This is a genomic window from Granulicella mallensis (genome assembly GCF_014203225.1).
In the GTDB taxonomy this organism is placed as follows: Bacteria; Acidobacteriota; Terriglobia; order Terriglobales; family Acidobacteriaceae; genus Granulicella; species Granulicella mallensis_A.
Genome location: NZ_JACHIO010000022.1, coordinates 1 through 25,083, shown reverse-complemented (window position 1 = coordinate 25,083; position 25,083 = coordinate 1). Strand labels below are relative to the sequence as shown.

The 25,083-nt window shown below is 61.1% G+C and carries 21 protein-coding genes; 13 read left to right on the top strand and 8 right to left on the bottom strand.

Going from position 1 to position 25,083, the window contains the following annotated elements:
• Window positions 1–85 precede the first annotated feature (85 nt).
• The 6 genes from nadC to panB are packed head-to-tail and all read right to left on the bottom strand — an operon-like array spanning window position 86 to window position 6,856.
• The gene (gene nadC / locus HDF15_RS21030; RefSeq protein WP_311733168.1) at window positions 86–952 is read right to left on the bottom strand and encodes a carboxylating nicotinate-nucleotide diphosphorylase; all 867 of its coding nucleotides are present in this window, start codon (window positions 950–952) and stop codon (window positions 86–88) included.
• On the bottom strand, window positions 949–2,478 hold the full coding sequence (nadB, locus tag HDF15_RS21025; RefSeq protein ID WP_184259161.1) for an L-aspartate oxidase: 1,530 nt from the start codon (window positions 2,476–2,478) through the stop codon (window positions 949–951). Before nadB ends, nadC begins: the two co-directional genes overlap by 4 nt.
• Entirely contained in the window at window positions 2,475–3,785 is a 1,311-nt protein-coding gene (gene nadA / locus HDF15_RS21020; RefSeq protein WP_184259159.1) for a quinolinate synthase NadA, read from the bottom strand. The genes nadB and nadA overlap by 4 nt, the downstream gene beginning before the upstream one ends.
• 40 nt (window positions 3,786–3,825) lie before the next feature.
• A complete protein-coding gene (gene coaBC, locus HDF15_RS21015; protein ID WP_184259157.1) occupies window positions 3,826–5,064 on the bottom strand; it encodes a bifunctional phosphopantothenoylcysteine decarboxylase/phosphopantothenate--cysteine ligase CoaBC in 1,239 nt (412 codons plus the stop codon).
• Entirely contained in the window at window positions 5,057–5,923 is an 867-nt protein-coding gene (panC, locus tag HDF15_RS21010; protein WP_184259155.1) for a pantoate--beta-alanine ligase, read from the bottom strand. Before panC ends, coaBC begins: the two co-directional genes overlap by 8 nt.
• 15 nt (window positions 5,924–5,938) lie before the next feature.
• Window positions 5,939–6,856, bottom strand: a complete 918-nt coding sequence (gene panB / locus HDF15_RS21005) for a 3-methyl-2-oxobutanoate hydroxymethyltransferase (RefSeq protein WP_184259153.1) — start codon at window positions 6,854–6,856, stop codon at window positions 5,939–5,941.
• Window positions 6,857–7,176: 320 nt separating this feature from the next.
• Here panB and HDF15_RS21000 point away from each other — a divergent pair, with 320 nt between their 5' ends.
• From HDF15_RS21000 to HDF15_RS20990, 3 genes are all read left to right on the top strand, one after another.
• The gene (locus HDF15_RS21000) at window positions 7,177–8,043 is read left to right on the top strand and encodes a ChbG/HpnK family deacetylase (RefSeq protein WP_184259151.1); all 867 of its coding nucleotides are present in this window, start codon (window positions 7,177–7,179) and stop codon (window positions 8,041–8,043) included.
• A gap of 189 nt (window positions 8,044–8,232) precedes the next feature.
• Entirely contained in the window at window positions 8,233–9,378 is a 1,146-nt protein-coding gene (gene bshA, locus HDF15_RS20995; protein WP_184259149.1) for an N-acetyl-alpha-D-glucosaminyl L-malate synthase BshA, read from the top strand.
• A 300-nt stretch (window positions 9,379–9,678) separates the two neighbouring features.
• Window positions 9,679–10,578 carry a hypothetical protein gene (locus HDF15_RS20990; RefSeq protein WP_184259147.1) on the top strand — a complete coding sequence of 300 codons (900 nt, stop codon included), beginning with the start codon at window positions 9,679–9,681 and terminating at the stop codon, window positions 10,576–10,578.
• Window positions 10,579–10,766: 188 nt separating this feature from the next.
• On the opposite strand, the gene HDF15_RS20985 is transcribed toward HDF15_RS20990, so the two are convergent.
• Window positions 10,767–13,241 carry a serine/threonine-protein kinase gene (locus HDF15_RS20985; protein ID WP_184259252.1) on the bottom strand — a complete coding sequence of 825 codons (2,475 nt, stop codon included), beginning with the start codon at window positions 13,239–13,241 and terminating at the stop codon, window positions 10,767–10,769.
• A gap of 740 nt (window positions 13,242–13,981) precedes the next feature.
• Here HDF15_RS20985 and HDF15_RS20980 point away from each other — a divergent pair.
• The 4 genes from HDF15_RS20980 (at window position 13,982) to HDF15_RS20965 (ending at window position 17,756) form a co-directional block, all read left to right on the top strand.
• Window positions 13,982–14,422 (top strand): cupin domain-containing protein, encoded by a 441-nt coding sequence (locus HDF15_RS20980; protein ID WP_221314546.1) that lies wholly within the window; start codon window positions 13,982–13,984, stop codon window positions 14,420–14,422.
• Between the two features lie 309 nt (window positions 14,423–14,731).
• A complete protein-coding gene (locus tag HDF15_RS20975; RefSeq protein ID WP_014264650.1) occupies window positions 14,732–15,103 on the top strand; it encodes a response regulator in 372 nt (123 codons plus the stop codon).
• A 75-nt stretch (window positions 15,104–15,178) separates the two neighbouring features.
• Window positions 15,179–17,287 carry a heme lyase CcmF/NrfE family subunit gene (locus HDF15_RS20970; protein ID WP_184259143.1) on the top strand — a complete coding sequence of 703 codons (2,109 nt, stop codon included), beginning with the start codon at window positions 15,179–15,181 and terminating at the stop codon, window positions 17,285–17,287.
• Window positions 17,280–17,756, top strand: a complete 477-nt coding sequence (locus HDF15_RS20965; RefSeq protein ID WP_184259141.1) for a cytochrome c-type biogenesis protein CcmH — start codon at window positions 17,280–17,282, stop codon at window positions 17,754–17,756. Before HDF15_RS20970 ends, HDF15_RS20965 begins: the two co-directional genes overlap by 8 nt.
• Before the next feature lie 228 nt (window positions 17,757–17,984).
• Here the strand turns inward: HDF15_RS20965 and HDF15_RS20960 are convergent, their stop codons facing one another.
• Window positions 17,985–18,710, bottom strand: coding sequence for a M48 family metallopeptidase (locus HDF15_RS20960; RefSeq protein ID WP_184259139.1), 726 nt, complete (start codon window positions 18,708–18,710; stop codon window positions 17,985–17,987).
• 118 nt (window positions 18,711–18,828) lie between these two features.
• Here HDF15_RS20960 and HDF15_RS20955 point away from each other — a divergent pair, with 118 nt between their 5' ends.
• The 6 genes from HDF15_RS20955 to HDF15_RS20930 all read left to right on the top strand — a co-directional run bounded on the left by HDF15_RS20955 (window position 18,829) and on the right by HDF15_RS20930 (window position 24,992).
• Entirely contained in the window at window positions 18,829–19,323 is a 495-nt protein-coding gene (locus tag HDF15_RS20955) for an SET domain-containing protein (RefSeq protein WP_184259137.1), read from the top strand.
• A gap of 284 nt (window positions 19,324–19,607) precedes the next feature.
• A complete protein-coding gene (gene dnaX, locus HDF15_RS26295) occupies window positions 19,608–21,770 on the top strand; it encodes a DNA polymerase III subunit gamma/tau (protein ID WP_184259135.1) in 2,163 nt (720 codons plus the stop codon).
• 21 nt (window positions 21,771–21,791) lie between these two features.
• Window positions 21,792–22,103 carry a YbaB/EbfC family nucleoid-associated protein gene (locus HDF15_RS20945; protein ID WP_184259133.1) on the top strand — a complete coding sequence of 104 codons (312 nt, stop codon included), beginning with the start codon at window positions 21,792–21,794 and terminating at the stop codon, window positions 22,101–22,103.
• A 68-nt stretch (window positions 22,104–22,171) separates the two neighbouring features.
• A complete protein-coding gene (gene recR / locus HDF15_RS20940) occupies window positions 22,172–22,750 on the top strand; it encodes a recombination mediator RecR (RefSeq protein ID WP_260331217.1) in 579 nt (192 codons plus the stop codon).
• A gap of 245 nt (window positions 22,751–22,995) precedes the next feature.
• Window positions 22,996–24,009 carry a metallophosphoesterase gene (locus HDF15_RS20935; RefSeq protein WP_184259129.1) on the top strand — a complete coding sequence of 338 codons (1,014 nt, stop codon included), beginning with the start codon at window positions 22,996–22,998 and terminating at the stop codon, window positions 24,007–24,009.
• 428 nt (window positions 24,010–24,437) lie between these two features.
• Window positions 24,438–24,992, top strand: coding sequence for a hypothetical protein (locus HDF15_RS20930; RefSeq protein WP_184259127.1), 555 nt, complete (start codon window positions 24,438–24,440; stop codon window positions 24,990–24,992).
• Window positions 24,993–25,083 lie beyond the last annotated feature (91 nt).

The window sequence follows — 25,083 nt, the reverse complement described above, 5'->3', positions numbered from 1 at the left end:
GCTCCTATAAAAAACAGTTCATTCCGCCTCAAGATCCGAACTCGCAACTCGCGGCTCATCACTCGCAACTCGAAGCAAAATTCCTTTACGCGACAGCCTCAATCTCAATATCCAAGCCAAGATCCAGCGCACGCACACTATGCGTCAGCGCGCCCACCGAGATGATATCGACACCGGTGCGAGCGATGTCGCCCACAGTCTCAAGCCTCACCGAACCGCTGGCTTCCACCAGCGCGCGACCGGCAATGAGGTCAACTCCCTGCCGCAGTTTCTCGAGGGTAAAGTTGTCGAGCATGATCGTATCGACCCCGGCAGCCAGCACAGGCTCGATCTGGTCGATACAGTCGACCTCCACCTCGAAGTGCACCGTATGCGGAAGCCTCGAACGCGCCTCGCGCAGAGCTTCTGTCACACCGAGCTTGCTGCTCGCGGTGAGCACGGCGAGATGGTTGTCCTTCACCATCACAGCGTCGGAGAGCGAAAAGCGATGGTTCATTCCACCACCGCAGCGCACAGCGTAGCGCTCCAGCACACGAAGTCCCGGTGTCGTTTTGCGCGTGTCGACGATGCGCGCCCGCGTGCCTGCAATCTCGGCCACGTACTTCGCGGTCAGCGTTGCAATCCCCGACATCCGCTGCATAAAGTTCAACGCAACGCGTTCAGCCTGCAATACCGATCGCGCCGGGCCAATGACCGTTGCAACGGTATCGCCTGTATTGAAGCGATCGCCCTCTTCCACGTGAAAGACGGTCGAGATCCTCGCGTCCGTCATCCCCATGACCGTCGTGAAGACCTGGGCTCCGCAGCAGACACCCGGCTCACGCGCGGCCAGCAGAGCCGAAGCGATCGCCGACTCCGGAATAAACGTCTGCGACGTCAGATCGCCCCAGGGAGCATCTTCAGCCAGGGCCGCTCTCACGGCCTGATCGATAAGGTTCTGCGGAACGATCACGCGCTTACCTCTCTGCGAAAGTTCTGGTGATGCTGAAAGCTCTGCAAGGTTTCAGGGAAGTCGTTGCGCCAGTGAGCACCACGTGACTCCTGCCGCATGTTCGCCGCCGCAACCATCACACGCGCGAGATCGAGCAGGTTCGCAGTCTCACAATCGCTCACCGTTGCGCCATCACGACGCCACCTGCGCAGTTGCTCCGCAGCCCGCTTCAGCCCGCTCGCCTCGCGATAGATGCCTACGGTCTCCCACATCAGCTTCTGCAACGCCGCACGATCTACTGGGGTCGCGGCACTGTTCTCTTCCGCGGGAAGCACATGAACCTCGCTCTTGCTGAAAGCAGGCCACGCCTTGCTGAAGGTTTCTTCATTCAGCAGAAGGCTCGCACAACGCCACGCGAACACCAGGCTCTCGAGCAGTGAGTTCGAAGCAAGCCGATTGGCTCCATGAACACCCGTGCAAGCCACCTCACCCACGGCAAATAATCCTGGTAGCGAAGTGCGTCCCCACTCATCCGTCCGCACGCCGCCCATCCAATAGTGCGCCGCCGGAGTTACGGGAACAGGCTGAACCGCCCAATCGAATCCATAGGTGCGGCAGGCTGCGTCGATCGTCGGAAAGCGCTCTTTGAGAAACTCCGCACCCAGTGCAGAGGCATCGAGAAATACGGGTGCGCCATTCTGCTTGGCCATCTGCTCCGCGATACCCCGCGCTACAACATCACGCGGCGCAAGCTCCGCATCCGGATGGACCGCCTGCATAAAGCGATGGCCTTCAGCATCAAGCAGCACAGCTCCATCGCCGCGCAGGGCCTCCGAGATCAGGAAGTTGCCCGGCACCGCCAGCGTCGTCGGATGGAACTGATAGAACTCCACATCCGCCAGTTCGGCTCCGGCACGAAGAGCAATCGCTGAACCATCTCCAGTAGCTACAGAAGGATTCGACGTATGCGGATACAGTTGCCCCGCTCCCCCGCTGGCCAGAACCACAGCATCGGCGCATAGCGAACGAGCCTCGCCAGCCTCATTCAGGATCTCTACTCCGGCAACCTTGCCGTCGCGCACGATCAGGTCTTTGACGAAGGTGTGTTCCAGGATCGTGATGTTCGCAGTCGAGCGCACCGCATGAACCAGTGCCGACTCAATCGCAAACCCGGTCGCATCTCCTCCCGCATGCAGCACACGCGGACGCGAGTGCGCAGCTTCCAAACCACGAGCGAGTTCCCCATTGCGCCGGTCGAACTCAACACCCAGCCGTATCAGGTCGCGAACGCGTGCCGGCCCTTCAGAGCAGAGCACCTCCACCACAGACGGGCAACTGAGGCCCGCCCCTGCACGCAGAGTGTCCGCAACGTGTTCGGCAACGCTGTCGTCCGCGAAGAGTGCAACAGCGATGCCACCCTGCGCATAGCGTGTATTGCTCTCGCTCAGCTCTGCCTTGGTAATCAGAGTAACCACATGCTGGCGGCTTGTTTCGATGGCTGCAATAAGACCGGCGATGCCACTGCCTACGATGATGACTTCGCTCACTGGCCAACTCTCACAACGGGCGCTGGGACTACATCGAGCATGCGCTGCAACGCCACCCGCGCGGGCACAGTGATTGCAGAAGGAACAGCGATCCGATTAAGCACCTCTCCACGCTCAAACGACTCCAGCACCCACGCCAGGTACGCGGGATGAATGCGGTACATCGTCGAGCAGGGGCAGATCACGGGATCGAGGCAGAAGATCGTGTGCTGCGGATACTGGCTGGCCAGACGCTGCACCATGTTGATCTCTGTGCCGATAGCAAACGTCGTGCCGGCAGGAGCGGCAGCAACAGCCTTCGCGATATAGTCTGTGGAACCGGACTCATCCGCTGCATCGACAACCTCCATCGGGCACTCGGGATGAACGATCACGCGAACCCCGGGATGTTGCGCACGAGCGGCGTCAATCTGCTCGACGCTGAACCTCTTGTGCACAGAACAGAATCCATGCCACAGAATGACCTGAGCTTCCGCAAGCGCCTCTGACGTATTGCCGCCAAGCTGCTTGCGAGGGTCCCACATCGGCATCTTGTCCACTGAGATTCCCATCGCCTTCGCCGTATTGCGGCCGAGGTGCTGGTCGGGAAAGAACAGTACGCGCTGGCCACGCTCAAACGCCCACTTCAGCACAGCAGCGGCATTCGACGAGGTGCAGACGATGCCTCCACGCTCTCCGCAAAAAGCCTTCAACGCTGCGGACGAGTTCATGTACGTAACAGGAATCACCGGCACGCGGCCACTCGCATCGGGAGCCGTTCCGTAGACCTCTTCCAACTGCTCCCAGCACTCGCTGACAGAGTCGATATCGGCCATATCGGCCATGGAGCATCCCGCAGCAAGGTTCGGCAGAATCACCGACTGCTTCGGGCCGGAGAGCATGTCCGCCGTCTCCGCCATAAAGTGCACGCCACAAAAAACAATCGCCTCGGCCGCAGGCCGAGACGTCGCAGCGCGCGCGAGCTGAAAGGAGTCGCCAACGAAGTCGGCATACTTCACAACCTCATCGCGCTGATAGAAGTGGCCGAGGATCACAACACGCTCTCCGAGAGCATGCTTCGCCGCGCGAATGCGCAGGTCGAGTTCCTCCGCGCTGGCGTTGCGATATTCCTTGGGGATTTGTCCCTGGCGAGGAGCATCGGAGGGAATAAAATCCTCCATCGAAGCTCCGGGACCGTACTCCGGCGTCTGCGTGTCGAACGTCCACGGTGGACTGACAAGCCTGGAGCTACAAGTCGTTGGGCCAGGTGTCTCCCCGCGGTTCTCCTGGATCTGGATCAACTCAATCGTGCTGTTTACCGATGACAATGAAAACTCCTTCGTGCAACTCACCGATGCTGAGCCTGACTCAAACGCTCAGCGCTTCTCTCGCTTCTATTCCGGGAACCAATGCCCTCAGACGAAGCATCTCGTCCAGAATCCGCTCCGCGAGTTCCCTCTTAGATGACTCTGGGAGATCGATCGATTGCACCCTTGTTAATAGTGTCGCAGCATTCCGGTCAGAATCGAAGCCCAACCCCTCAACGGCCACGTCGTTGACCACAATCGCATCCGCGCCCTTCCGCAGCAGCTTCTCGCGGGCCCGCTCCAGATTCCGTCCCATCTCCGCCGCAAAGGCGATGACCAGTGTCCCCGGCCTCCGCGCCTCTACCACGCTGCGAACGATGTCGTCTGTAGGCTCCAGCTCTAGAGTCAACGATCCCCTGCGCTCCAGCTTCGTAGCCGCAGTCTGCTTCATACGAAAGTCCGCAACCGCCGCCGCCTTGATCACCGCAGTGGCCTCCGGCAGATGAGCCAGAACGGCAGCCTGCATCTCCGCCGCCGTCGTCACCCGAACAACCTCGCAACCCTCCGGCGTTGCAAGCGCGGTAGGAGCCGTGACGAGAATCACCCGTGCGCCACGGCGCTGCGCGGCCTCAGCCAGCGCATAGCCCATCTTGCCGCTGGAGCGGTTCCCGAGAAAACGAACAGGATCGATCGGCTCACGCGTACCGCCTGCGGTAATCAGAACCGTCTCCGCCGCGAGATCGCGCTGCACCTGCAACTGTCCCAGCACCGCCTCCACGATCGTTTCAATCTCCGGAAACCGGCCGCTGCCGGTCATGCCGCAAGCCAGATAACCGCTCTCCGGCTCGACGATGCGATGCCCGCGCTGCTGCAGCATAACCAGGTTCGTCTGTGTGGCGGGATGGTTCCACATATTCACGTTCATCGCCGGTGCAAAGACAACCGGCGCAGTCGTCGCAAGATACGTCGCCGAGAGAAAGTCGTCGGCAAGCCCCTGGGCAAACTTCGCCATCGTATTCGCCGTGGCCGGAGCGATCAATAGCAGATCGGCCCACTGCGCCTGCGTAATATGCTCAATCGAAAACCCGGCCTCTTCGGCCTCCACCTTCGAATCCCAAAGATCGGTAAAGACCTTGTGCGAGGTCAGCGAAGCAAAGGTCAAAGGCCGCACAAACTCCTCAGCGGCCTTCGTCATCACGACGCGTACGTCCATACCCTGCTTTTGCAAAGCGCGCACCAACTCCGCGGACTTATAGGCCGCAATACCGCCGCAGACACCGAGCAGAATGTTCCTAGACATGCGTCACCGGCCCCAGCAGAACGTTGTCGATCAGGCGAGTCTTCCCAAACCACGCGGCGAGCGCAATCAATGCCCCGTTGCTCAAATCCTCAATCGGCTCCAGCGTGTCGGCATCGACGACTGCCGCATAATCAACGCGCAGCAGGGGCTCAGCCTTAAGTTTCTGCAGCATCGCCTCGCGCAACGTCTGCGCATTGCTGCCCTTTTCCTTTGCCAACGACTTCGCCGTCTCAAGCGCATGGGAAAGGACAAGAGCTCGCTGACGTTCCTCAGCAGAGAGATACCGATTCCTCGAACTCATAGCCAGGCCATCGTCCTCGCGAGCAGTTGCGCAGGCAATCAGCTCCACAGGAAAGTTCAGATCGCGCACCATGGCCCGCAGCACAGCGACCTGCGCAGCGTCCTTCTGTCCGAAGTAAGCCTTATCGGGCCCGACGATATTGAATAGCTTGACGACCACCGTAGCGACGCCGCGAAAGTGACCGGGCCGCGAAGCTCCATCTAACCGATCGCTGATCCCCTCGACCTCGACGAACGTAGTCGCGCCAGGCCGGTACATCTCATCTACTGTGGGTGCAAAGAGAATCTCCACCCCGGCAGACTCCAGCTTGCGACAGTCCTCTTCAAACTCCCGGGGATAGATCTCGTAGTCCTCGCCCACACCGAACTGGCGAGGGTTAACAAAGATCGAGGCCACCACAGCGTCACATTCAGCACGCGCTGCTGCAATCAGCGAGAGATGTCCGGCATGCAGAGCTCCCATCGTAGGAACAAAGCCAAGGCCTCGCTCCTGTGCGGTGCTTCTCTTAAGCTCTCGACACGCCTGCTGCATCTCGCTGATTGTGCGGCAAATTCTCATCTCGATGCCTTGCCCCTACGCCTTACACAGATGCGGTTCTTCCGCATCCGATTCAGTCTGGACCTCGCGCGGCAACTGCACCTCACGCGGCAGGTGGTAGCTTTCGGCATCACTCGGAAAGGAGCGCCCGGCAACATCGTCGCGATACTGAGCAATGGCGCGCGAGAAGAACTCCGCTCCATCCGCATACCGGCGCGAGAACTTCGCAGGCGCCGAGAACGTCAGGTTGAACAGGTCATGAAACACCAGGATCTGCCCATCGCAATCAGGACCGGCGCCGATACCAATCGTCGGCACTCCGCTCCTGGCTGTAATCACGGTAGCCAGCTCGCGTGGAATACCTTCCAACACAATGGCAATCGCACCCGCAGCTTCAAGCGCCTGAGCATCCGCACACAGAGCATCCATCGCCTCAGCGGTCTTCCCCTGCACCCGATAGCCACCCATGCGATGCACCGATTGCGGCGTCAGGCCGATATGGCCGACGACAAGAACCTCCGCATCCGCCAGACGCGCGATCAGATCGACATGCTTACGGCCGCCTTCGATCTTCACCGCCTGCGCACCCGCCTCTTTCACGAAGCGCACAGCGTTCCTGATTCCATCCTCGACCGAAGCCTGGTACGAACCATAGGGCATGTCCGCCACCAGAAGCGCCCGCCGCACGCCACGAGAAACGGCCCGCGTGTGATGCAGCATCTCTTCCATCGTGACCGGCAGAGTGTTCTCGTAGCCCAGAACCGCCATACCGACGGAGTCGCCGACGAGCACAAGATCGATTCCCGCCTCATCGACAAGGCGTGCTGTAGGAAAGTCATACGCGGTCAACGCCGTAATCGGCTGGCCCGCACGTTTTTTCTGTAGGAGGACGTCAGCCGTAACTCTTGGCATGGGCGCCGATGCTCCGCGATCGCGAAGTTGGGTGAGACTCATAACTTTGTCTTCTCCAGTGCCGCTCCGCCTCATGGCAGATGCTGCCCGAATCAGACCTTAGTATAGCGTGTTACAACCGGAAGAGCATGGTCGTCGGTGTCGTTGTTTGTTTTTCGCCGTCATCCTGAGCGGTACGCGAAGGACCCCCGCATTGGGGACCACCCCTGCCTCTCGGCCCTGCAAGAGCTTTAAGCACCTCGGGTATGACAGGCAGGATTCGCTACCTCCGGCATGGTGCAAAATGCGGGGGTCCTTCGCGTACCGCTCAGGATGACGGCGAAAAACAAACAGCAGCCACAACAACCAATCCAAGACCCTCTATGCCCACCCGCCTCATCATCAACGCAGACGACTTCGGCCTCACCCGCGGAATCAACCGCTCCATCCTCGAGCTCCACCAGGCAGGCGTGCTCACCTCCGCCACCCTCATGGCCAACGGCCCGGCCTTCGACGACGCCGTCGCCATCGCCCACGCAAACCCCTCGCTCGGCGTCGGCTGCCACGTTGTCCTCACCGACGGCATCCCCCTCTCGCCCCCACCAAGCATCCCCACGCTGCTCGGCCCCGACGGCAAAAGCTTTCGCCCCACTCTCTCCAGCTTTCTCAGCGCAGCCCTGCGCGGCAAGATCAACAGCGACGAGATCGCACGCGAGGCCCAGGCGCAGATCCAGCGCATCCACCAGGCAGGGCTCCCGGTCACGCACCTCGACACCCACAAACACACCCACATGCTCCCCAGCGTCGCCCGACCGCTGCTCAATGTCGCTGAAAAGAACGGCATCGGCGCCGTCCGCAACCCCTTTGAAGAGCCCTGGAGTCTGGCTCTCGGCAAGGGCGGCTGGATACGCGGTCTCCAGGTCCGGCTGCTCCATTCCCTTCGCAAACGCTTCGAAGCCCTGCCGCAGATTCGTTCGGGCAGTATCCTTACAACGAACGGCACCATCGGCATCTCGGCAACAGGCCGTCTCGACGCCTCAACCCTGCGTGCCATGCTGGACGCCATGCCCGAAGGACTCTGGGAGCTCGTCTGCCACCCTGGCTACAACGACCGCGACCTCGACGCCGTCACCACAAGGCTCCGCGCCACAAGAGAGGTCGAGCGCACAGCCCTGCTGGAATCTTCCCTGCATCTTTCAGGCCTCGAACTCATCCACTATGGGAAGCTGAAAACCCTTGATGCTGAGTAACATTGATGCTGAGTAACATTGATGCAGAGTAACCACGAACGCTAACCTTCATCACGGCAGCCGTAGCGAACCTTGGCTCTTCTCTTCGCGACCTTTGCGTCAAGGCTCTCGTTCGCACCGGCCCAGAGACTTTACTGCCCAGTTATACGTACCGTTCTAAGATATTTTTGGAAGCGCGAGTCCACCCCTATGAAGATCGGTATCACCTGCTACCCCACCTACGGCGGCTCCGGCGTCGTCGCCACGGAACTAGGCATCGAACTCGCGGCACGCGGGCATGAGATCCACTTCATCACCTACTCGCAGCCCTTCCGCCTCACCGGCCGCGAAGCCAACATCCACTATCACGAGGTCCCGGTCTCGAACTACCCGTTGTTCGAGTTCCCCCCCTACGATCTCGCGCTCGCCACCCGCATGGCCGAGGTCGCGGAGCTTCATTCGCTCGACCTCCTGCACGTCCACTACGCCATTCCGCATAGCGTCAGCGCCCTACTGGCTCGCCAGATGCTCGCCGCGCGCGGCCTCCATCTGCCCTTTATCACGACACTCCACGGCACCGACATCACCCTCGTCGGCCTCGACCGCTCGTACCTTCCCATCACCCGCTTCGGCATCGAAGAGTCCGACGGCGTCACCGCCATCTCCAGCTACCTGCGCGACCGCACCTACGAGGCCTTCGGCATCAAGCGCGACATCGAAGTGATCCGCAACTTCGTCAACTGCGACTTCTACACCCGCGACCCCGAGCTTGTAGCCAAACAACGCCCCCGCTTCGCCTCTGCCGACGAGCGCATCCTCGTCCACCTCTCCAACTTCCGCCCCGTCAAACGCGTGCTCGATGTCGTCGAGGTCTTCGCCCGTATCGCTCCTAAGGTTCCCTCGCGTCTCCTCCTCATCGGCGACGGCCCCGAGCGCTCCGCCGCCGAGTTTCTCGCCCGGCGTCACGGCATCACCAACCGCGTCGAATTTCTCGGCAAGCAGGAGAACGTCAACGAACTCCTCGGACTCGCCGACCTCATGCTGATGCCAAGCGAGATGGAGTCCTTCGGCCTCGCAGCGCTGGAGGCAATGGCCTGCCGCGTTCCCGCCATCGCGACTCGTGTGGGCGGCGTACCGGAGCTCATTGAAGACGGCATCAACGGCTTGCTCTACGAAGTCGGAGATATCGACGGCATGGCCGCCGGCACACTCTCACTTCTCACCGACCCCGCACGTCTCGAAGCCATGTCCCTCGCCGCTCGACGCACCGCCCAGGACAAGTTCTGCGCCTCACGCATCATCCCCCACTACGAGGAGTACTACGAGCGCGTGATCGCTACGGGGCCACGCAAGTAATTGTCGTTGTTTGTTCTTCGTCGTCATCCTGAGCGGTACGCGAAGGACCCCCGCATTTTGCACAATGCCACTGGAGCGAACGCTGCTCGTTGACCCGACATCGTTTGTCTGGGTGGCACCATGCCCTTGTGCCACCACCAATGCGGGGGTCCTTCGCCGTTGGCTCAGGATGACGACGAAAGACAAAGCCCCCCGTGTTAACCCGCCGGATGCCTTCGCAACACGATTCCCACCAAAGCCCCTCCTACCGCTTTATCCTCTAAACAAGCGCCTTTGCGCCTTATGCGAGGACCCGGCCCCATGAAGCTCACGATTCCCAGTCTCACCGCTGCCGCCTCCCTCCTGCTCGCAGCGCCTCTGTTTGCGCAAAGCTCGGGAGTTTCGCACCCCGAAGACCTCAACGACTCCATCTCGGCGACCACCCAGGCTCCGCCCCAGCACTATCAAAAGCCCTCCGCAGGCACCCCGGTCGACAATGCGTCCGCACCCGCTCCGGTCCTGCATGATCGCTCGTATGTCCCTCCTGCGTACGGTTCAGATCAGCCCTCTGTAGAAACCGCGCAGATCGTTCGCCGCGAAGCACCCATGACCGTAACCGATGACATCAACAGCGGTGTCGTCATCGACGTTCCGACGAATGCCAATGAGCTGCCCGAAGGCACCCTGTTCAGAACAGTCCTCGACAGCGAAATCTCTACCCAAACGACTGCTCGCGGTGCTGCCTTCCACACCCAGCTCACCCAGAACATCGAACATCACGGCCGGGTCATCATCCCTGCCGGCTCCATTCTCAGCGGCCGCGTCAGCAATCTCCACGAAGGCCGCCGCATCAGCGGCTCCGCTTCCATCCATCTCCAGCCCGAGTTCGTGACTCTGCCCGACGGCGTGACCTATCGTCTGGATGCCCAGGTCGTAGACCTCGCGCACATTCGCAACTCGCACGTCTCCGGAGAAGGCACCATTGTCGGCAACGACCACAGCAAAAGCACACTGACGACCCTCGGCCTCACCACAGGCGCAGCCGCAGTCACAGGCGCAGTAGTTGGCGGCGGAGTAGGCGCAGTAGTTGGCGCTGGCATCGGCGCCGGAGTAGGCACGGTCTGGTGGCTGAAGCATGAGAACCAGGAGACCCTGCACGCAGGCACGGAGATTATCTTCAGCCTGACGCAGCCCATGCCTCTCGAACCCGCCAACCGCTAGTTCCAACTCATAACAAATCAAACGGCCCCATGAGGGGCCGTTTTTGCCTTTGCCTTTGCCTTTCTAGTTGTCATTCCCGCAGGGAATCTGCTTCCGCGGTTGCTGTTGCCTTTGCTTTTCTGGTTGTCATTCCGAGGCGCAGCCGAGGAACCTGCTTCCTCCCGCTCTTCGCTCATACCCGCCCAGCCCTACCGCATCACCTGCGACAACAACCGCTTCCAGTTCTTCTGATTTCTCCGATAGCTCTTCTTCAAATCCTCCAGCGCGCGCTGAAAGTCCCCATGATCGCTCATGCCGCGCCATGCCGGATTCTTGCTGAACCACGGATAGTTCTCATTCCCCAGGTAGATCGCGCGACGCAGCCAGTGCAGGGCTTCGGACTCATCCCCTTCCACCGCAAAATAAGTCGCCAACCTGTAAGCCATCTCGCTATCGGCCTCAGCCGCAGCCAGCGTCTCTTCCAGGATGAACTCCGCCGCCTTATGCCGGTCGCCGAGCTGCACGTAGCACATCGCAATCGTCGGAAACACGATCCGCAGCGTCGCATCATCGCGGATAACGCTCTCCAGCGTATCCACCGCCCGCGACAACTGGCCTTCGCGCATCTGCTGATATCCCAGCGAGATGCGCAGCAACGGCTGCCTCGGCTCCAGCGTGAGCCCCTTCTCGATCTCGTCCGCCGCCAGCTCCAACTGATTCTGATACTGATAAACCCTGGCACGATGGTTATAGATCATCGCCGCATTCGATGGATTCAGTCGCAGTGAGATATTGAACTGGTCCAGGGCCTCTTCATACATGCCGTCGATGCGCAACGTCATGCCCGCGACAAGATGGACGTTCCAGTCGTTGTCAGCCTGCTGCAACAGATGCTCGATACCATGCCGGGCGCTCTCTTTTTCACCGCGCGAGAGCAGCATGTACACGCGATAGAGATTCGCCTCAACCGATCCCGAATCCAGCTCCAGCGCGCGGTCGAAGGCGCGCCGCGCCTCCAGCACATGCATCTGCCCGCCCAACCCGTGCCGCGCATACTGCAGGTGCGTAATCCCCAGGCCCGACCATCCCGGTGCATAAGCCGCATCCTGCACGACGACGCGGGCAAAGAGCTCGCGTGCCCGATCCAGTTCCTCGCGGTTTCCGGTTCTCGACATGAACGAGGACAACAGCGCGCGTGCCTGCAGGTACTCCTCCGAGACGTTGCCTCCCAGCGCATCCCTGCGCTGCGGCTCGCCCATGCCTCCCTGCAGATCTCCAAATCCATGCAGCTCACCGAAGACCTCGTCGCAGATCTCCGTCTGCACCGAGATCAGATCGAAGCTCTGCACGCTGATCGCGCCGCCCGTCCGAACGCTCTGCCCCTCGACATCCAGCAACTGCCAGTTCAAATCGAACCCGCTCTCCGAGCGCAGAAAGCTGCCTGCCAGAACGTAGTTCACCATCAACTTGCGCCCCACGCTGAGCGGGTCCAGTTGCTGCGTCGGTACATTCATCAGGGCGCTCGAAGGCCGCACTACCAGCGCCGGGACCTTGGCCAGACGCGCCGCCAGCGCATCGGCCAGCGCGTAGCCGTAGAACGGCGTCGCAGCCGTCGTGCCAAGATTCACGAACGGCAGAACAACAATGCTCGTTCCCTTGTTCGTCGTGCTCGTAACGCTCTCGCGAAAGCGCTCCGCCAGCATCGAGAGGATGCCTGTCGTACGCTTCTCTTCCTCGGGCGTCTCCATATCGAGCCGCTGTTGCGCTGGCATGTTGATCGCGCCCTCGCCCGGCATGACAACCGAGTCGAGCTGGAGCGTCTTCACGATCGTCTTCAGGCTCTCGCGCACCTCCGCAGCCGAAGCATAGCGCTCCGAGGGCTGTTTCGCGAGGCAGCGTAGAATCACGCTCTCCAGCTCCACCGAGAGGTCCGGAACGATCTCGCGCAGCGGCGGCGGCTCCGCGAACTGGATCGCGCGAATGCTCTGCAGCTCCTGGCCATCGGGACGATGGAACGGATGCCGTCCGCTGACCATCTCGTAGAGGATCAACCCCAGCGCGAAGATGTCGCTCTGGATACTGCTCTGCCCGGTCACAAACTGCTCCGGGGCCATGTAGGCGATCGTTCCGCCGCGCGCCGTATAGGTCTGTCCGGCCAAAGCGGCCGACTGCATCTGCGCCGGACCGGCAGGGTCGAAGTCCACGTTCTCACGCTTCAACTGCCGGGCCAGCCCGAAGTCGAGGATCTTAATCAGTCCGCCATCGGTCAGCATGACGTTGGCCGGCTTCAGGTCACGGTGAAAGATGCCAAGATTGTGCGCGGCAGCCAGACCGTCGGAGATCTGCATGCCGCTTGAAAGCACGAGCTGCGCGCTGGCCGGGCCCTCTTCAATCACCTTGTCCAGCGACTTGCCCGGAATGTACTGCATGACGATGTAGGCTTCGTCATCCGCCTCGCCGACCTCATAGATCGCGCAGACATTCGGATGATCGATCGCCGAGGCCAGCCGCGCCTCGCGCATCTGGATCGTACGCATCTGTTCAGGAGTCTGCGAGCCGCGTTTGAGCAGCTTCAAGACCACCGGGCGTTGCAGCAGCGTGTCGTTGGCCAGAAACACAACGCCGCTGCCACCCGCGCCGATCTTGCGTATGAACTCATATTGCTTGATAACGCGGCGCTTCATAGCCGTATTATCAGGCATTTGGAAATAATTCGTGTGGAAGAATTACGCTGGGGCTCCTGTGGTTATATCCTCCGCTCGCTGATTATGGCGTGCCAATGCTAATTACCGCGGGTCCCGAACAAGTCACCTTCGTTGCAGAACAGGCCACATGAAACAAGTCACATTTCGTTAAGGGACGGCCCATGTTTCGTTAAGGGCACGGGTTCACCCGTGCCATAAAAGCTCATTCCGGCACGCGGCTTTAGCCGCTGAGGGAACGCGCTTCAGCGCGCCACAAAAATAGCGTGCCACAAAACATTCTGGTAAAGGTTGGATTCCGCTATGGCACCAAACCAAGCCCCAAAGGGGCGACATATCCCAGCCCAGGGTGGAGGCGGCTGGCGAGCGTTCTTTGCTCGCCGTGTCGCCGGAACCCTGGGTTACGGACCCTAGAGAAAGCAGAGCCCTGAAGGGGCGACCTATCTCGGTCAACCAGGGTAGATCGCCCTTTCAGGGCTAACCACCTCCTGCCCCTGTAACCCAGGGTTTCACCCTGGGCTTTGATAGCTCCGCCCCTTCGGGGCTCAACCTTGTGCCAGGTCTCTATGCTGTGTCGTCCCACCCTGTCACCCATCCCTGTGGCGGACCTCAATCCCTTAAATGACAGATAAAAGACACCTTTTACCGGCACAGCTTGCTAGCCTTGCCAAAGATTAAGCATTTTTGTGCTGGGTCCCATCTCACAAACAGGCAGGTTTACTTTGAAGAATCAAGAGAATGCAGCCAACGAAGCAAAATGGCTGACGGCAAGACCGGGAGAGCGTTTCTGCGTCCGAGTCCCTGCAGCCGCTACCGATGGCGATTACTCCATCGTGGAGATCGTTGCCGATCCCGGAGACAGCACCCCACTGCACGTTCACGAGAAGGAAGACGAGTACCTTCTCGTCCTGGAAGGTTCCGCCCGGGTCGTTCTGGGCAAGCAGACGATCGAGGCCACGGCAGGTCAAACCGTGGAGATGAAGCGCGGCATCCCACACGCCTGGGGTAATCCCAGCGACAAACCGGTCCGGCTACTGTTTACGGCCACGCCGGGTGGCTGCGAAGAGGCCCTGGTCATCATCGCCCAGGGTGGCGAGATCGACTTTGCCGCCTTGACTGCCCAGTTTCGTGTAACCACGCTCGGACCTCCGATTCTGGGGTAACCTTCCTTCTGCATGCGCCAGTTATGACTTTCGTCGCCAGATCATAACTGGCGCCGAAGATCCCCCCAACGAGCCACCCGCTGCAACCGCCCGGCCCGCAGCAACCAAACTTGCAGCCACCTCTATCTGGCTCGTTTGATGCCCCAACCCCCTCCCCCCCCAACATTTCATCTTTTGCTTATACGAAAAATCTCAGACAGCCTTTATTCTGAATTCTGCATCCACTTCAACAAGCCGCGGATTCCGCTGGCAGCCGGCCCGCAGGTATCGATGTTGCTCGGTACACACAAAACCTGGACTAAGGAATGCATGCCCGCCACCATTTTGCTCATCGACGATAACGCCGTTCAGGCAGCGACACGACAGACGATTCTCAAACGAGCCGGTTATTTTGTCATTGCTGTGCTCAACCCCGAACGCGCCCTCGAGCAGTTCCGCAGCGAAGAGTTCCCCTCCCCGATCGACCTCATCCTCACCGACCACATCATGCCCTGCATGAATGGCAACGAGTTTGTCCGCAAACTGCGCGAGTTCCAGCCAAAGATTCCGGTGCTGGTCATCAGCGGCATGGTGGAGGCCGAAGAGGAGTACGCCGGCCTCGGAATCCACTTCCGCCTCAAGCCCCTGCTGCCCGATAATCTGCTCGCCAGCGTCCATCGGCTGGTCACAAACACCGAATAGCGCACGGGACTTCGCTTCTCTCCGTCTTCTCCGCCTGAAGTTTGAGAGAATAGTGAGCGAAGGATACCCTCGCGAATGCCTCATCCAATGCCGTCCTTTGGCAGCTTTTCACTGCTCCTGGCCCTGGTGCTCTGCACCTACACGCTCCTGTCAGGAGCGTTTTCGCTCTGGGCCATCTCCACCGGGCGGCAGCTTGCCGTCTCCCCCGAAAACCTGCGCGAAACCTCGCGCCGGGCCGGCATCGCCAGCTTCATCGCCGTCTCCTGCGCGGCCTTCGCGCTCATCTGGGCGGCCTTCACCAACGACTACTCCGTCGATTACATCCTGCACCACACCAACCGCGCTCTGGCCTCCGCCTATAAGTTCTCCGCGCTCTGGTCCGGACAGGAAGGCTCCCTGCTGCTCTGGGCCTGGCTGCTCGCCGCCTACGGCTTCGTCCTGCGCCTGCGCCACAAGGTCGACATCACGCTCAGCGCCTACGCCTCGACCATTCTCGCCGCAGTGCAGGTCTTCTTCCTCCTGCTGCTGGTCTTCGCCGCTCCACCATTCGCCATCGTGCCCGGAGGTGTAGCCCCCGCCGACGGCTTCGGTCTCAACCCGCTCCTGCAATACCCCGAGATGGTCATCCATCCGCCGATGCTCTACCTCGGCTACGTCGGCTTCTCCGTGCCCTTCGCCTTCGCCCTGGGCGCGCTGATGATGCGCTACCCCGGCGAAAAGTGGATACACATCACCCGCCGCTGGACCATGGTCACCTGGCTCTTCCTCACCTGCGGCATCTGCCTCGGCATGCACTGGGCCTACGCCGTGCTCGGCTGGGGCGGCTACTGGGGCTGGGACCCCGTCGAAAACGCCAGCTTCCTTCCCTGGCTCACCGGCACCGCCTTCCTGCACTCCGTCATGATGCAGGAGAAGCGCGGCATGATGAAGGGCTGGAACGTCTGGCTCATCTTCACCACCTTCCTCCTCACCATCCTCGGCACCAACCTCACACGCTCCGGTCTCGTCAGCTCCGTGCACGCCTTCGCACAGAGCTCCATCGGCTCCTGGTTCACGAGCTTCATGGTCGTGATCTTCATCGTGTGCCTGTTCACCTTCCTCTATCAGCGCGACCACCTCAAGGCCGAAAACAGGCTCGAATCGCTCGTCTCTCGCGAATCCAGCTTCCTGTTCAACAACCTGATCCTGCTCGCCGCCTGCTTCACGGTCCTCTGGGGCACGCTGTTCCCCGTTCTGAGCGAGTTTGTACAGGGCTCCAAGGTCACGATGGGACCGCCGTTCTTCAACCGTGTCGCCGTTCCCGTCGGTCTGGCGCTGATTCTCCTTACAGGTATTGGCCCCCTGCTGTCATGGCGGTCTACCTCCCTGCGCTCCATCCGCCGCAACTTCATCCTGCCCTGCATCGCCGTCCTCGCAACGGCCATCGTGCTGATGGCCTGCGGCGTTCGCCCCTGGAAGGATGACGACGCCACCGCCGGCATCTACGCCCTGGTCTGCTTCGCCCTGGGCGCGGGTGTCATCACCGCCATCTTCGCCGAGTTCCTGCGTGGCGCAGGTGTCATCCGCACGCAGACCAGCCAGAATCTTGCGGCATCCGCCATCACGCTCGTCCGCCGCAACACACGCCGCTACGGCGGCTACCTGATCCACTTCGGCGTGGTGGTCATGTTCATCGGCCTTGCGGGCTCCGCCTTCAACCAGAGCAAAGAACTCGAGATGGGCTTCGGCGACTCCATCCAGCTCAATGGCTACAAGATCGTCTGCCAGAGCTACTCGCAGGACTCCAACGCCAACTACGACACCGACTTCGCCCTGCTCGACGTCTACCACGGCAACAAGAAGATCACGCAGCTCACTCCCGAGCGCCGCTTCTATACCGCCAGCCAGCAGACCTCGACCATCGTCGCGATCCACTCCACGCTGGCCCGCGACCTCTACGTCGTCTTCATGGGCCGTAATCCCGAAACCGATCGCCCCATCATCAAGGTCTTCCTGAACCCACTGGTGAACTGGATCTGGATCGGCGTCGGCGTCATCATCTTCGGCACGTTCATCGCGCTGGTTCCCCCACTGAAACCCGGAACCCGTCGCGTTGAAGTCACAGCCGACTCGCCACTCGAACCTCGCAACTCGCCGCTCAAAGCACCCCCGGCCTTCGCAGCCGAAGGAGGCCCTCGTGTCTAAGCGGCTCCTCCAGGTTGTGTTTGTCTGCCTGCTCGCCGTAACGATGCTCGGCGCAGGCACCCCCAACTCCAGCTTCGACAAGATCGGCCACAAGCTCGTATGCCAGTGCGGCTGCGGTCAGATTCTGCTGGAGTGCAACCACGTCGGCTGCCCCGTCTCCGGCCCGATGATCGACGAGCTCCACGCCCAGGTCGCCACCGGCCTCCCGGAGACTGGAGTTCTCAACTGGTTCATCGGCAAGTACGGCCCGATCGTCCTCGCCGAACCCATTCGCGGAGGCTTCGACGACGTAGCCTGGATCGTCCCCTGCGTCATCTTCGTGCTGGCGACACTGGGCGTTGCCCTGCTGATTCGGATGTGGCATCGTCGCCACGCTCAACTGCAACCAGCCATCCCTACAGCCATACCCAACACCACGACCGACACCATGCGCGACCGTATCCGGCAGGACACGGACTTCGATAGTTAGCGAATTAGAGTCTACGACGGCAAAGAAGCGGATGGCGGTCGCCGCTCTTGCCGTTGTTTGTTTTTCGCCGTCATCCTGAGCGGTACGCGAAGGACCCCCGCATTAGAGGGGGCCCCTGCAGTCGGGTGCCACCGCAAATGCGGGGGTCTTCGTAGTGGCAAGAATGCGGGGCCTAGCCGCTTCACTTCAACATCGCGACAAAACAAGAAGCTCAGCAGCCAAAACGCCTTACGACCCCGACATCTCTTTCAAAGCCTCTTGCGACGCCTTCTTCTGCTTCGGGATCGGGTCCAGCTCAAGGCAACGCTTGTACTCCTTGACAGCCTCGTCGAGCTTGCCCAGCTTCCGCGCGAATTCGGCCAGCGAGAAGTGTGTGTTCGGATCGTCATCTGCAAGCGACACCGCATCCTTCGACCGCAGATACGCCCCGCGATAGTTACCGTCATCCGCGTAGAACTGCGCCACCTTCAGGTCTTCGTCCACACGCTCCGTAGGCGTCTGCTTCGGGACATTCGGCAGCTTTCTGCGGGGCCTCTTCGGCTCTGGCGGAGGATCATCGGCCAGCGGAGACTTATCATCCGGATCCGGCCCAAGCCCATTCAAATCGCTCGAACTGCTGGAGCTGCTCGAGCTAGAGCTACTGGAGCTGCTGGAATCATTCGGCTTATTCGAACTGCCGGAGCTGCCCGCATCCTTCAGGCCTCCAGGGTTCGGCAGCGGGGTATTGGGATTATCCGAACTAGGCGTCGTCTCTCCCGGATAGGGAAACTGCTGGGCTGCGCTGGGAGGAGGCGTTGCCGGTGCCGGTGTCGTTGGTGTCGTGCACTTCGGATCGGTGACCGGATTCCCCTGCGCATCTTTCGTGGTGCAGTTGGTCTGCGGAGGCTGCGCGGGCTGCGGATTCTGCGCCCAAACCATCGAACCGACGGTCAGCGCTCCGATCGCCAGTCCCAACCGAACTGTTGTCCTCTTTCCGCTCATAACCCTATTAGACGACATTCTCGGCCTCACGATAACCTCCCCTCCTCGCAAAAATGCTTTCATCACCCCAAGGCTTGCTATACTCCGGCCAATGCCGCGCACGAAAACCACCACCTCCCCTCGCCTCCTGATCCGCTCCTCCTCCATCCACGCCGCAGGCTGTTACACGCTCGATGCGATCCCCAACGGCCGCCGCGTCATCGAGTACGACGGCCCCCGCCTCTCCAAAGAACTCGCCGACGAGCGCTACGCCGACCGTATCGTCACCTATCTCTTCGGCTTCGGCGAAGACGGAACCGTCATCGACGGCTTTGGGACGGCGATGTTCCTCAACCACTCCTGCGCCCCCAACTGCGACACCGAGGAGACCGGCGGCCGCGTCTTCATCCGCGCCATCCGCGACATCGCCCCCGGCGAAGAGCTGGTCTACGAGTACAACCTCTACGACTCCGACGAGACCGACACCGCCGATTGCTACTGCGGCACCCCAGGCTGCCGCGGCACCATGTACTCCGACGACGAACTCCAGCGCCGCGCCAAGCTGGCTGCACGGAAGAAGGCTAAGAAAGTGGCAGCAACGGCATAGGTCTCAGCCTCGTTCTTGTCGTTGTTCTTGCTCTTGCCTTTCTGGCTTGTCATTCCCGTAGGGAATCTGCTGTTGCTTTTCTGGTTGTCATTCCGAGCGCAGCGAGCGAACCTGCTTCCTCCCGTTTTTTGCTCGCGCCCCAATCCACATAGGCCAAAACCCGACGGTACCGTGGCGCTACCAGCAAACAGCAGGTTCCCTCCGGGAATGACAACCAGAAAAGCAACAACTCCCGCTCTGCCCTCGAAACCCACACCCCCGGACGATACAATCAAACTCGCCCGATGGCCTATCAAGTTCTAGCCCGCAAATACCGCCCCCAACGCTTCAGCGATGTCGTTGGGCAGGACCACGTCACCCGCACGCTGCTCAACGCGCTCGCGCAGAGCCGCATCGCCCACGGCTACATCTTCTCCGGCCACCGCGGCATCGGCAAGACGACCATCGCGCGCATCCTGGCCTCCGCGCTCAACTGCCGCACGCCCATCGGTTCTCCCGAGCGCCCCACGCCCGAGCCCTGCGAGACCTGTGAGAGCTGCCTCGAGATCCGCCTGGGCAACGCCGTTGACGTCATCGAGATCGACGCCGCAACCAACCGCGGCATCGACGAGATCCGCGAGCTGCGCGACGCCGCCCGCTATCGCCCCTCCCGCGACAAGTACAAGATCTACATCCTCGACGAGGCGCACCAGATCACCGATGCCGCCTTCAACGCCCTCCTGAAGACGCTCGAAGAACCACCCGACCACATCGTCTTCATGATGGCGACCACCCAGCCCGAGGACATCCCGCAGACCATCCGCTCGCGCTGCCAGCACTTCAGCTTTCACGCCGTCAAGCTCGACGACATCGTCGGCCAGCTCACGGCCATCTCTAAACACGAGAACATCGTCGTCGACGAGGCCACGCTCTCTCTGCTCGCCGAAGCCGGCGACGGCTCCATGCGCGACGCGCTCTCCATCATGGACCAGGCCATCGCCAGCGCGCCGCTGGTCGACGGCCGTCCCGCGCTTGAGCTCGGCCAGGTGCGCGAGCTCATGGGCTCGGTCTCGAACGTCTTCTATGAGGACGTCCTGCAGGCCGTCCACGCCAACTCCAGCGCAGACGTGCTCGCCATCGTCAATCGCCTGCTTGACGCCGGCAACGGCGCACCGCAGCTCGCGCGCCAGTTCGTGCGCTACATCCGCAACTGCATCGTCGCCAAAATCACCAACCTGGCCCCCGGAGCCGACGCCACCGGCGTCGCCGCCGACCTGCTGCAGATCTCGCCCGAAGAGCGCCACCGCGCCGCTCGTACCGCCGCCCTCTTCACCGAAGAAGAGCTCTCCCGCTTCCTCGCGATCATGCTCCGCACCTTCGACGAGCTTGGCTATCGCCAGGAACAGCGTTTCCACCTCGAACTCGGGCTGTTAAAGCTCGTCCACGTCCAGCGCCTCATCCCGATCGAAGACCTGCTCAGCCAGCTCGGCGCCCCGGCCAAAAACTCAGGCCCCACCGGTTCGAGCACTCCGTCTGCCCCAAGGCCCGCGACGCCCTCCACCCCTTCGGCGCCTGCCTCATCCCCTTCCAGAATGAGCACGCCGGCGAGTGCGGCAGCCCCCTCTCCCGTGGCCCCCAGTTCCCCGTCCATCCCCTCTGCGACGATGGACGCCTTCGCCCCGAAGGCGAGCTCTGCCCCGGCCCCAACAACAGCCGCAGCCGCTCCCACGGTCACCTCTTCTCCCTTCGAGACCGAACGCACACGGAAGGTTCCAACCCCCTCGGCACCGATGCCCGCCACTACGGTCAGCACCTCAACCGCAGGTTCCCTCGCTCTGGCCGATCGCCCCGCCCCCTCGTCTCCGCCCGAGACCTTCGCCCCAGCACCGAACCCGCGTCCGCACCTCGTGCCCTCGCCCGAAGCGACTCCCGCTGCTCCTGTAGCTCCGATTGCAGTCGCAGCGCCCCCTGCCCCGGTAGCGCCGCCCCCTGTCGCCATAGCCACACCTGCTCCCGTAGCGCCCCCCGCTCCTGCCCCTGAACCCGTCGCGGCCTCCACACCTGCTCCAGGAGGCCTTGACCTCGCAGCCCTCCAGCAGGCCTTCGTCACCGCGCTGGCCGGAACCAAGGGCCAGCAGTCGGCCTCAGAGCAGGTAGAGGACTCGCACCTCTCGCTGAACGGCGAGACCCTCGAGCTCCACACAACGCTCTCCGCAACGATGCTGCCCATCATGCTCAACACGGAGTCCGACCGCATCATGAAGACCGTGATGCGCGCGCAGAACGCCGGCACCCTAAAGCTCAAGTTCGTTCCCGGAACGCCCTCCAGCGGCCCCGTGAAGAAGGCCCGTCCGGCAGCCGAGGGCAGCGCCGCCGATCTCGCCGCGAAGCATCCTATCGTGCAGCAGGCACAGCAGCTCTTCTCCGCCGAGATCAGCAGGATCATCGATCTTCGCGGCAAAGATTAGTCACTCGAAAGGCACACACGCATGGATCTCGGCCAGATACAGCAGATGCTCTCCCAGGCACAGACGATGAAGTCGCAGATGGACGAACGTCTCGCCGACACCATCGTCGAAGCCACCTCCGGCGGCGGCGCCGTCACCGTCCGCATGAACGGCAAGAAAGAGCTCCTGAAACTCACCATCGCTCCCTCCGCCGCCAGCGCCGCCGAAGGCGACATCACCATGCTCGAAGACCTCATCCTGGCCGCCGTCAACGAGGCCTCCCGCAAGGCCGACACCGCAGCCGAATCCAACGCCGCCGGCATGCTAGGCGGCTTAGGTCTCCCCGGCTTCTAACGTCTTCTCTACGCTCTACCCTCTATCCTCTACACTCTGTTCTTATGGCTACCCGTTTCGCCGAGCCCATGGCCCGGCTCATCGACGAACTCCGCAAGCTGCCCGGGGTCGGCACCAAGACCGCGCAGCGCTACGCCTTCCACATCCTGCGTTCGTCCGACTCCGACGCCACTACGCTCGCCGACTCCATCCGCGCCCTCAAGCAGCATCTGCACCTCTGCTCCATCTGCAACAACATCACCGACGTCGACCCCTGCGCCTACTGCACCAGCCCGGCGCGCAACACGCACCTGATCTGCGTGGTCGAAGAGCCCACCAACATCAACGCCATCGAAAAGACCCGCACCTACACCGGCGTCTACCACGTGCTCCACGGCACGCTCTCGCCGGTAAACGGCGTCGGCCCCGAGCAGCTTCGCCTGCGCAACCTCTGGCCGCGCCTGGCCGAAGCCGAAGAGCTGATCCTCGCCACCAGCCCCACGGTCGAAGGCGAAGCCACAGCCCGCTACATGCTCGACGACATCCGCAAGACCCACCCCACGCTGCATATCAGCCGCATCGCCACCGGCGTCCCCGCCGGCAGCGACATCGAGTACGCCGACGAAGTCACGATGACCCGCGCCCTCGAAGGCCGACGCGACCTATAGGCACAACCCAAAGGCCTTAGCCTTTGTCCTTGCCGTTGCCTGTTTTTCGTCGTCATCCTGAACGGTACGCGAAGGACCCCCGCATTGGGACCACCAAAGCTTCGCCTCGTCCCACAACAGCCCATCGCGCAACCGCTCTCCGTGATGAAGGCTCTATTAAACCTCTGCAAAATCATTACGGATCTCACACAACCAGCGTCTTTTGCACACCAAAACTCGTAATCTTGGCATCAGGAGCCTTCCCCTTGAACACCCCCAAGAACGCCCTCAACCGCCGCGAATTCCTCCGGCAGAGCTTCGCCTTCAGCGCCCTCGCCGCAGGTCTCGGCACTCACACCGCCTTCGCCCTCGCCCCCGACAACAGTGCCAAACACATCCTGATGGTCGGCGACTGGGGCTGGGAAGGCGACTACAGCGACCAGGCCAGCGTGGCCGCCGCCATGGTCAAGTACGCGCAGACACACTCCCTGCAGACCGAAGCCCTCTTCATGCTGGGCGATAGCTGGTACGGCCCACTGCCGGGCGGAGCCGACGACCCTCGTTGGAAGACCCAGTTCGAGGACATGTATCCCAAAAGCGCGTTCGACTGCCCGGCCTACTCCGTCATGGGCAACCACGACTACCAGAAGATGCCGCTCAGCAAGGTAGACGCGGAGCTCGCCTACGCCCGCAAGGGCAACACCCGCTGGACACAGCCGTCACTCTGGTACACCTTCGACCTGCCCCACGCCGGCAATCCTTTGATTAAGGTCATAGCGCTCGACAGCAACATGCCCATGGGACACTTTCTCCACGGCGCTGTCTTCACGCTCACCCACGAGCAGCAGGCCGAGCAACTCGCTTGGTTTACGGCCGAGCTGGAGAAGCCAGGCAAGGCTCCCTTCCTCGTCGTTATCGGGCATCATCCCATCTTCTCGAACGGTCCGCACGGCGACCACAAGGTGCTCATCCAGGACTGGGAGCCCCTGCTGCGCAAACATCGCGCGCATCTCTACCTGGCCGGACACGACCACGATCTACAACACCTCGAGTTCGAAGGGCACCCAACATCGTTCGTCTCATCCGGCGCTGGCGGAGCGGACCTGTACGACCTCAAGATCGCTGAAGCCAAACGTGGCCCCTACGCCCACAAGATCCACGGTTTCACCCATCTAGAAGCCACCCCCGACAAACTGACCCTGCGGCATATCGACGCAGATGGCCGTATCGTACATAGCTTCTCAAAGTCACGGGACGGCGTGGTGACACTGCTGGGCTAAATAGCCTCCTACGACTGCCATTGCTTCACTGCTGCTTTTGCCTTTGCTCTTGCTTTTCTGGTTATCATTCCGAGCGGAGCGAGCGAACCTGCTTCCTCCCGTTCTTCGCCCGCTCCGCCTGGCATCCCGAAGCAACAGCAAACCTCGAAATCGCCGCAACACGCTATAGGGCAACCACAAAACTAAGCCCCAAAGGGGCGACATATCCCAGCCCAGGGTGGAGGCGGCTGGCGAGCGCTTTTGCTCGCCGTGTCGCCGCAACCCTGGGTTACAGCCCTGGAAAAGATAGAGCCCTGAAGGGGCGGCCCATCGCAGTGGCACAATGTACCGTGCCTACAGCGCTAAATCACCTTTACCACTCGCCCCAGGGTTCCTGCGTCACAACGAGCAAATATCGATGCAGTTTATAGTCATCGTGAGGCAAACGAATGGAGCCGAGTAATATCCTCAAAAAGCTGGGAAGACTTCTTTGGCTGTTTGTAATTGCCAACGTCAGTATCTTCCTGCTCAGTGTCGTTGGGTCAGTGATCTGGGCGAACATATCGACAGTACAAGCCGTCGGTTGGCACTTGCTTCACGGAAACAAGGTAGCCTTCGATGGCCATACTTTTCATGTTCCACTGCTTTGGAACTGCACTCCCGACGGCCGTCACAAAGGCTTGGAGCTATCGGAAGAGCATGAACTATTAGGCGGTCAAAGCTCAATTCAGATGAAATCAACGGGTAAAGTTCTCGACGCCCCCGACGTCTATCGCCTACGAGCTGAAGGTATCGCCACTTTGAATCGAATGAAATCTCCCGATACCTATTCGAGCGAGATCATTCACGGAAAACAACTTGAATTCGTTTGTGTGCGCGATGATATGGGTAGCCTTGGAGAAACACTCTTTTGCAAGGTTTCGAACACAGATATATCCGTTACGGTCTCAGCCTCAAAAAAATACCGTATTCAGGCAAGATCGATTTTAGAATCCAGTGACTAGACCATTTTACCTTTAGGTGTAGTTTCCGAACCGGAGTCTGAGCCATGCTTTTGCGTCTTGTGGTGTGATGGTCTGTAGAGCTTGAGCGGTG

Coding starts and splice junctions, on each gene's coding strand:
- HDF15_RS20975 (WP_014264650.1), top strand. CDS start 14,732: ATGCCCGCCACCATTTTGCTCATCGACGATAACGCCGTTCAGGCAGCG.
- panB (WP_184259153.1), bottom strand. CDS start 6,856: ATGAGTCTCACCCAACTTCGCGATCGCGGAGCATCGGCGCCCATGCCA.
- coaBC (WP_184259157.1), bottom strand. CDS start 5,064: ATGTCTAGGAACATTCTGCTCGGTGTCTGCGGCGGTATTGCGGCCTAT.
- panC (WP_184259155.1), bottom strand. CDS start 5,923: ATGAGAATTTGCCGCACAATCAGCGAGATGCAGCAGGCGTGTCGAGAG.
- HDF15_RS20945 (WP_184259133.1), top strand. CDS start 21,792: ATGGATCTCGGCCAGATACAGCAGATGCTCTCCCAGGCACAGACGATG.
- HDF15_RS20930 (WP_184259127.1), top strand. CDS start 24,438: ATGGAGCCGAGTAATATCCTCAAAAAGCTGGGAAGACTTCTTTGGCTG.
- HDF15_RS20985 (WP_184259252.1), bottom strand. CDS start 13,241: ATGAAGCGCCGCGTTATCAAGCAATATGAGTTCATACGCAAGATCGGC.
- HDF15_RS20990 (WP_184259147.1), top strand. CDS start 9,679: ATGAAGCTCACGATTCCCAGTCTCACCGCTGCCGCCTCCCTCCTGCTC.
- HDF15_RS20955 (WP_184259137.1), top strand. CDS start 18,829: ATGCCGCGCACGAAAACCACCACCTCCCCTCGCCTCCTGATCCGCTCC.
- bshA (WP_184259149.1), top strand. CDS start 8,233: ATGAAGATCGGTATCACCTGCTACCCCACCTACGGCGGCTCCGGCGTC.
- dnaX (WP_184259135.1), top strand. CDS start 19,608: ATGGCCTATCAAGTTCTAGCCCGCAAATACCGCCCCCAACGCTTCAGC.
- recR (WP_260331217.1), top strand. CDS start 22,172: ATGGCCCGGCTCATCGACGAACTCCGCAAGCTGCCCGGGGTCGGCACC.
- HDF15_RS20970 (WP_184259143.1), top strand. CDS start 15,179: ATGCCTCATCCAATGCCGTCCTTTGGCAGCTTTTCACTGCTCCTGGCC.
- HDF15_RS21000 (WP_184259151.1), top strand. CDS start 7,177: ATGCCCACCCGCCTCATCATCAACGCAGACGACTTCGGCCTCACCCGC.